We start from the raw sequence: 7,474 nt of genomic DNA on the forward strand, positions 1-7,474 counted from the left end.
AGGAGTCGTCTCGTCCTTGGTTGTTTGATGTATTATTATGTTCCATTTTTATTCTTCGAACGCACTGTCCAATAGGGAAACAGCCTCGTCCTTTTTCTTATTGATGATTTTTGCGTAAATTTGTGTCGTACGCACCTCCGTATGACCGAGAAGTTTGCTTGTAGTGTATAGGTCTGCGCCCATGGTCAGCTCCATCGTGGCGAACGTGTGTCTTGAGACATGGTAGGTCACATGTTTGCTGATACCTGCCGCACGGCTCCATTCCGGGATGCAGTCGTAGTTCTTGCTTGGCAGTGTTGGAAACACCTTGTCCTCGTCACTCGCAGATCCACGCTCAGGCATCCAACGAAGGGCTTGCTTGTTGAGAGGAAGATAGAGAGGCTGCTTGGTCTTGTACTGTAATATCTCAACTCGTGTCTTGTCACCCTCGGTGATGATGTTTTTCCACTTCAAACTCTTCACGTCACTGATACGGAGTCCGCAGAAGCATGAAAACAGGAACGCCGCCTTGATATCCTCACGCTTGCAAGGGGTGTCAATCAGTCTCTTTACCTCGTCAACGGTTAGATACTCTCGCTTGGTACCGCCACCTTTCAGAACATCCATGCGAAGACGCAATACGGGATTGTCGTCCATTATCTCTTCCTCAATAGCCATGTTGAAGGCTGCTTTGAGGCATTTGAGATAGTTCATCACCGTGGATTTGGACGGATGGGTGTGCTTGTAGGTGATATAGTCGTTCAACAAGAACACCATGAAACCATTGCAGTATTCCTTGGTCATCTCTGCGAGTGTCACATTTGGCGAGTGTTCCCTCACTGCATTCAGCACGCTGTTCACCCAGTTTCGGGCAGATTGTCTTCCTCGCTCCACTTGTGCGTCACGGAATATCTCCAACCAATCCACAAGTCGCATTTTGATTCTCGACTTGTCTTTGAGCCCTGCGATACCGTTAGTGATGCTCATGATGCGTTGTGCCTTGATGGCATAGACTGCTTGCATCGTCTGCTTGTTCTGCTCCCTGGCAGCTGCGTCAACCTCTGGTATGAGATAAAGGCGCAGATAATCATAGGTACGGCGACCGTTGACATTGATGGATAGATAGACCGACTTGTTGCCGTTGGCAAGTTCCTTGAAGCGGATTCTCACAGGCTCCTTGGTCTTGGAATTTCTCTTGCGCTCAGTCTCGGCAACGGCAATCTCTGTCTTCACCTTCTTAGTGGCAAGATACTCCTTGTATTTGTCCACGTTGGCATCTGGATCTTCTCCATGCGGCTTGTAGCCTCTTCTGCCGACACGCTTCTCAAAGGTTCCGTCCTTCAATGCTTTCATGCGTTCCTTGGCCTTTTTCTCAGCTTCTTTCCAGATTTCCTTGTGTTTCTCCTCGCTGTCATCCTTACGAAGGTAAAGACCAACTGACTCATAGGCACGTTGTCCCTTACCATAATATATATCAAGAAAGAGGGAACGGTCTCCATTGCGCATCTTGCGACTACGGACTATCACAGAACTGGTGTATTCCTCAACTTTCTCCACTTGGTTCAGCTCGTCAGAAGGATCCGTGAAAGTTTCTCCATTGACAACCTCTCGCATCTTGCGTTCTTTCAGACGCTCTGCGGTTTCCATGACCAAGGCATTATTCTGCTTGTCAGCCTCGGTAATCTCTGGGTTGATATAGAGCTTCAGAAACTCGTACTTGCGCTCACCATTATAATATATGTCGAAGTAGAGCGACTTGCTGCCGTTGGCAAGGTCCTTGAAACGAAGAGTGACAGCTTCACGCTTGTTGGGTCTGCCTCTATGTTTTTTGATTGTTCCATCTATGGCTCTGTCCTCACCGTCATCGTCAATAAACTTCCATTGGTGTCCTTCTCTGCCAGAAACGGCTCCAACGACTTCGTTTACCTCACTTTCCTTTCCCTTGACACTTTTGCCAGTTTTATCACTGCCGACTTTTTTCTTCTTACTTAAACGTGCGGTCTTCTTGCTTGAAGTTGTTGTAGAAGCAGGATGCTCCAAGGAAGCCTTCACTGTTTCCAACTTCCCAGACAGAATTTCTTGCACTCGTTGGTTCTTGATAGCTTCTGCCTTCTGCAAGGTCTCGGCATTGACAGCCTTAGCCTTGCCATCGTCCTCTGGAAGCAGATAAAGCTTCAAGAACTCATACGACCTCTTTCCACTTTTGTAAGTGTCGAGATAAATCGACTTTGTGCCATTCGCCAAATCCTTGTAGCGTATGCGCACAGGTTCATTGTTACTTCTCATGTTACTTTGTTATTTATTCTACTTATTGTCATTTTGCGAGATTTGTTACTCACGGTGCAAAGATACGAAAAATAATCGGATTTGTTACCCAAAACAAGAACCAATTACGAACCATTAACTATGATAAATAATAAAATCAAATGGTAAAGTAACAAACAAATAACAAAATACACACTTTATCAAATGCCTGCTATATGCTGTATATATTAGCATTTACGCATAATTTCTTGTCATTTTGAATGTTGCATGAGATTTGACGTTGTATTGTCGTTGCTCGTTTCGACAATCAGGGCAATGCGAAGGCCTTTCTACAGTGGAACGAGTGACAGGACTGGCTCCACGTTTTTTGTATATATGTAACATGTGTAATTATTGCTGCAAAGGTAGCCAACAGCACTAATATTCTTAAGCTCTATGGATAGATGGCCTATTTTTCAAACTCTGACGTTCAGAGAGTTTCCATTTCCTGTTGATCGATATGAGGAGTATGTCGACGGTAAACTCATCTCACAAGGTGAAGTGCATTTTGAAATTCGTTTCAAACAGCATAATGGTGGTATCTTTACGAAGGCAGGATTGATTACTGTTAATTTACAGAATAATCCTATTCCTGAGAAAATTCTATCAAAGTTTGAGTTTGATAATTGTATCACAAACAATGATCGACTCGTGTTTTACATCAATGCAGAGCAATCCAACATTAACGATGCAGGACTTTCGGCGATAGGCCTGGTGATGGGGTATTCTCGAAAGAAAAAGAAATATGTTGAGAATGAACCTATTATCGGCAATGTTTTTACTATCGACCAAAAGGTCGCAAAAGTAGCGTTCCGTTTCGTGAACCCTGATAGATTAATTGAATTTTACTAAATAACTATTGTTATGGATTTCTTGAAAGAATTGTTAGGAAGGTGTGTTGGAAAATCTGCGCTTGTTCAAAAAAACTTAGAAAAGGCAAGTGTTTCAAATTCTATGGGTAAAATAGAAGTTGTCGATCTAGGACTTCCATCTGGTGTATTATGGGCTACAGAGAATTTGGGCATATCTTCAGTTTATCCTTTGGGAAAATATTTTGCATGGGGTGAGACTGAATGTAAGACATCGTATGGCTGGGACTCATATACATTGTGTAAAGGAACTTATAATACTCTCTCAAAATACTGTTTAGATTCAAAATATGGAATTGTTGATGGGCTATTTGAACTGGACGGTAAAGATGATATAGCGACATTGACTTTAGGGAAAGAATGGCATATTCCATCAAAGAAGAATATGGAAGAACTTTTGTCTTATTGTTCTTGGAAGGTTGAGGCGCAGAATGGTATTTATGGTTGGAGAGTGACTGGACCTAATGGAAAATCGATTTATTTACCGGCAGCAGGTTCTGCAAGTGGAAATCGAGTTGCGGGAATTGGGGAGTTTGGTAGGTATTGGACATCAACCTTGCATGAGGAAGGAAATTGTTCTGCTTATAATTTACGCTTTAACCAATCTACTTATGAATTGGTTGATGATACACGTTTTTATGGTAGAATTATCCGACCAGTAAAGATTGTAGATTTACTGTAAGTAATTTAGTGTGATATGAGTAATTTTATTTTTACCTCTCATTTTCAAAAAAGATTTGAAAATGGGAATTTGACAGCAGTGTCTGAAAAAGACTATTCTTTTCAGAATATACCAATTGGCTATGGAGATAAAACTTTGGCTAATACTGTAATTGACTTTTGTATTGATAGAGTAGTATCCTTTGAAATTGTAAATCAAGATAAACAAAGGGATAAGGAACCATATGTTTTTAAGGATCGTTCTAAGTGTATACAAATTATATACCATTTGTCGGAAGATGAAAAGTCTATTGTGTCAATAGAAATGATACGTTTGGATTTAGGGTTTCATATTTGTTTTTATGAAGATAAAAGCAGTGAGGCTATTCCTTCTGATTTGTTGAGAGAAGAAATTGCAACCGTGGATGAGTTTAGAAATGCTTATCCTGAACGATTGTTGTCTAATGATGAATTAGAAGAGGAGATAGAACGATGTGTAGATAGAATAGAAACTGCTCAGGATTATCTTTCTGATGAAGATGATTACAATGTGTGTGCAGTTTTGAGAAGTAAATTGGCTAATTATCGCCAAACATTGAGTGTGTTGCGTGAAGAGAAAATACGTAGAACAAAATAAAATGAATATGAATGATTTGAATGGTTATTTAGAGTACAATGGATTGATTTATAAGATTCAGTCCATAGAACAACTTCGAGACTTTATGAATGGCCTTGGAGAAAAGTCAAAGGAGATGACAGAGCAAGAATTGGCTGTGTTGTGCCAAGTCTCATTTCGAGATTTTAATAAGGAGATTACCAATGATGATGATATAGTTTATTCATTGGGCAATAGATTGATTAGTGGCGTGTCTGATGTAGTCTGTAATCTTCAAACTGCAGTAACAGGCTCTGTTGTTGAATATAAGATAAAGGAAGGAACTGTTGCAATTTGCGACAATGCCTTTAATAAGAAAGGGGTACAACGCCGTAGAAATATCTATATGCCAAATAGTATTGTGACTATTGGTAAGAGTGCTTTTTCGCAAGCGAATATACAGGATGTGGTTTGGTCGCAAAAATTAAAGTTTATTGGAGCTTCTGCTTTTTATGGATGCAAACTCCTTAAGGCAAAGCAAGGATTGGATTTGCCAAAATCTTTAGCATATATTGAGGCGGAGGCTTTTGAGAATTGCTACAATGTACTTAATGTTGTATTTCCCGACTCTATCAAAAAAATAGGCAGTTATGCTTTTAAGAACTGCGACTCGTTAGAATGGGTCTATGTTCCTGATACGGTTATGGAGATGGGGTCTGGCGTGTTTGACAAGTGTGATAATCTTAAGGAAATAAGAATACCAAAAGGTAGCCGTACAAAGTTCGAGAAGTTGTTACCTTTCTCTATTGATAAGTTTGTTGAAGTGTAATTTTATAACTGTAAGATTATGTTTGGAATATTTGGTTCAAGAAAGAGTATGAACGAGTCTTGCAAGAGAGTTTTGATGCAACTTTGCGAGACTATGAGAAATGCGCCTATTTATGCGGGTGTTGAAACCACGATGGCTGCTTCTTGTGAAGGAATGATAAGAATTCATCAAGAACAGAATGGGCGATTAGTGAATAATTTCGATTTTTATCCAAATTCAGATGGTTGGATAGATTCTGTGGCCATATATGGCTGTTATTTGGATAGTCATTATCGTACAATAAGTAGTTCCATGGAGATTTTTGGATTAAAGGTTTCTGAGATTTCACATGAAGGTAATTATGTTGATTGTGAGTTGGATCAGAATCAATTTCCTCATTGATAAATAAAGCTGCTATGCTGTGTCTTGAAAACACAGCATAGCATATCTTGGGATATTATCATAAAAGAGCCCACTTGATTAGTGGGTTCTAAAAATGGGGTTGCATCGCTTATCACTCCTATTCGTAAAAATTCTATTTTTATAGTGAAGATTGGCAATAAGAGCATGAAAGTTATCATGAAATGATGCATATTCAATTTAAATCGAAATCTATAGAATAGGACGCTATATTTATTTGCAAGCCTTGTGAATGAAAAAAACAAGGCTTGCTGATACAACTTATCAAATTTTTGTTTAATTTTGCAATCGATACTAATAGATGCTACTATATGGAAAAGGATTCTGAAAAAATGAAGATATTGTGCATCGGTGTCGGTGGGGCTGGCACTAATGTAATCAATCGTATGAAGGATATTGGTATTCCGAATGCAGAGTTTCTGACATTTGGAGGATATCGCTATGACTATAGCCATCCCGAAATTCCTCATTATAATCTTATAGAAGTCAATGAAATAGATAGCTTGCCTAATGGTTCTGGACCAAAGGTCTTTGAAAGGTTGGCTAATAATGTTGCCGATGATATAAAGGAAGTTCTTTTGTGTCATTTAAACTCTCGTAAGTTAGAAAATGAAAGAGTGTAAATATTGGATAGTTGTACTGCTACAGCTGTGCTTTCTTTCTATCAGTTGTGGAGAAAAGGGGGCAAAACAAGTTGCTCCTGCTCAAGATCATGCCTTTTTGAAATATGAAAATGATGAAGATGAAAAGTATTCGCAAGCGATGATAGCACAAATCATCAAACATTTTCATCTGCCAAATAATACTGTTGTAACAGATGAGGATGTTGATGCAATCTTGTTGAGAAGCGTTGATGGGGGAGATGGCATTTATGGCGGTGACGTAGTTAGCATTTGGAAATATTATAAGAAGCAGAATGATATTCAAGAAATAGTTACGGCGCATCCTATGGCAGATTTGTTATGGTATAATCCAGATAAAAAACATGGTGTAACGATAGGGCTAGATTCTGTTTTTGTGGCAAGTGAAGCCATGCTTGTCCCTCTAAATCCTGATGTGGTAGTTGTAAATGGAACAACAGACAAGATGAATACAATTTATACTTTTATAGTAGATAAGGATGCGGGAAAGGCAATATTGTTACCCTCTAATCTCGGCTGTGTAGGTTTCACATCTGAAGATGGACTACCAATCTGCCAGTCTTATCGTCATTATTCTGATACTAGGTTTGGTAGGTATTCTGTGGTATCTGTTTATGATTTGGATGGAAACCTCGTCAAGGAAATGTCGTTTGAAGATTATAAAAAAGACACTAGTGATTTCTAAATGGACAGAAAAGCGGCATCTTATTTTGCAAAATTCAGATTTGGATTTTTATATAGCCTCAAACGGTGTAGCTTTGAAAGCTGATTTTGAAAAGAGTTACTTTCTGCCTACTGTGCAGATAAAAGATGAGAAAAAAGGATATTCCGCTCATGTTTATTGTTGCTACATCACAGTTGATGACGAATTGGTTAGAGAACATGTTGTGATGAAAGTTCTTGACGGGAAAATTATTAGCTATAAGTTGGCTGACAAAGAAGTGTATATTTGGTGTGATATTGTTGATGATAATAATCCCTTGCCATTCTAAAGATGTTCTGAAAGGAAAGAAAAAATTCTACTCTTAATTCTACTCTTCACTCTTCACGGATGTAGTGTAAATTGTTGAATATGAGACATTTGTGGTTGTGAAGAGTTACGCTGACTCTTCACCACTCTTCACCACTCTTCACCAATCTTCAGTAAGCGGCTCCGCGTTTATACCATTGTAGTCTTCTCTTTTGTTCGTACCTTTGC

Annotated in this window: 9 protein-coding genes; 8 read left to right on the forward strand and 1 reads right to left on the reverse strand. The window is 39.2% G+C overall.

The genetic code is table 11. The features are described from left to right. Positions 1-48 precede the first annotated feature (48 nt). On the reverse strand, positions 49-2,265 hold the full coding sequence (locus tag F7D73_RS04585) for a site-specific integrase (RefSeq protein WP_437182085.1): 2,217 nt from the start codon (positions 2,263-2,265) through the stop codon (positions 49-51). A 414-nt stretch (positions 2,266-2,679) separates the two neighbouring features. On the opposite strand from F7D73_RS04585, the gene F7D73_RS04605 reads away from it, so the two are divergent. The 8 genes from F7D73_RS04605 (at position 2,680) to F7D73_RS04640 (ending at position 7,268) form a co-directional block, all read left to right on the forward strand. Further along, complete coding sequence (locus F7D73_RS04605; protein WP_153122531.1) at positions 2,680-3,135, forward strand: hypothetical protein; 456 nt, start codon at positions 2,680-2,682, stop codon at positions 3,133-3,135. Between the two features lie 12 nt (positions 3,136-3,147). Beyond that, positions 3,148-3,834 (forward strand): hypothetical protein, encoded by a 687-nt coding sequence (locus tag F7D73_RS04610; protein WP_153122533.1) that lies wholly within the window; start codon positions 3,148-3,150, stop codon positions 3,832-3,834. Between the two features lie 15 nt (positions 3,835-3,849). Then, positions 3,850-4,449, forward strand: a complete 600-nt coding sequence (locus F7D73_RS04615) for a hypothetical protein (protein ID WP_153122535.1) — start codon at positions 3,850-3,852, stop codon at positions 4,447-4,449. Between the two features lie 7 nt (positions 4,450-4,456). Next, a complete protein-coding gene (locus F7D73_RS04620) occupies positions 4,457-5,236 on the forward strand; it encodes a leucine-rich repeat domain-containing protein (protein ID WP_194256849.1) in 780 nt (259 codons plus the stop codon). 18 nt (positions 5,237-5,254) lie between these two features. Further along, positions 5,255-5,617: a hypothetical protein gene (locus F7D73_RS04625; protein ID WP_153122539.1), complete on the forward strand. Its 363-nt coding sequence runs from the start codon at positions 5,255-5,257 to the stop codon at positions 5,615-5,617. Between the two features lie 329 nt (positions 5,618-5,946). Further along, a complete protein-coding gene (locus F7D73_RS04630; RefSeq protein WP_153122541.1) occupies positions 5,947-6,258 on the forward strand; it encodes a hypothetical protein in 312 nt (103 codons plus the stop codon). Beyond that, positions 6,245-6,961 (forward strand): hypothetical protein, encoded by a 717-nt coding sequence (locus F7D73_RS04635; RefSeq protein ID WP_153122543.1) that lies wholly within the window; start codon positions 6,245-6,247, stop codon positions 6,959-6,961. The genes F7D73_RS04630 and F7D73_RS04635 overlap by 14 nt, the downstream gene beginning before the upstream one ends. Then, entirely contained in the window at positions 6,927-7,268 is a 342-nt protein-coding gene (locus tag F7D73_RS04640; RefSeq protein WP_153122545.1) for a hypothetical protein, read from the forward strand. Before F7D73_RS04635 ends, F7D73_RS04640 begins: the two co-directional genes overlap by 35 nt. The last annotated feature ends 206 nt before the right edge of the window (positions 7,269-7,474 follow it).

The organism is Segatella copri, assembly GCF_009494395.1.
Taxonomy (GTDB): Bacteria; Bacteroidota; Bacteroidia; order Bacteroidales; family Bacteroidaceae; genus Prevotella.

Bases quoted from the DNA above. Each gene is read 5' to 3' on its own strand.
- F7D73_RS04585 (WP_437182085.1), bottom strand. From the start codon at position 2,265: ATGAGAAGTAACAATGAACCTGTGCGCATACGCTACAAGGATTTGGCG.
- F7D73_RS04605 (WP_153122531.1), top strand. From the start codon at position 2,680: ATGGATAGATGGCCTATTTTTCAAACTCTGACGTTCAGAGAGTTTCCA.
- F7D73_RS04610 (WP_153122533.1), top strand. From the start codon at position 3,148: ATGGATTTCTTGAAAGAATTGTTAGGAAGGTGTGTTGGAAAATCTGCG.
- F7D73_RS04615 (WP_153122535.1), top strand. From the start codon at position 3,850: ATGAGTAATTTTATTTTTACCTCTCATTTTCAAAAAAGATTTGAAAAT.
- F7D73_RS04620 (WP_194256849.1), top strand. From the start codon at position 4,457: ATGAATGATTTGAATGGTTATTTAGAGTACAATGGATTGATTTATAAG.
- F7D73_RS04625 (WP_153122539.1), top strand. From the start codon at position 5,255: ATGTTTGGAATATTTGGTTCAAGAAAGAGTATGAACGAGTCTTGCAAG.
- F7D73_RS04630 (WP_153122541.1), top strand. From the start codon at position 5,947: ATGGAAAAGGATTCTGAAAAAATGAAGATATTGTGCATCGGTGTCGGT.
- F7D73_RS04635 (WP_153122543.1), top strand. From the start codon at position 6,245: ATGAAAGAGTGTAAATATTGGATAGTTGTACTGCTACAGCTGTGCTTT.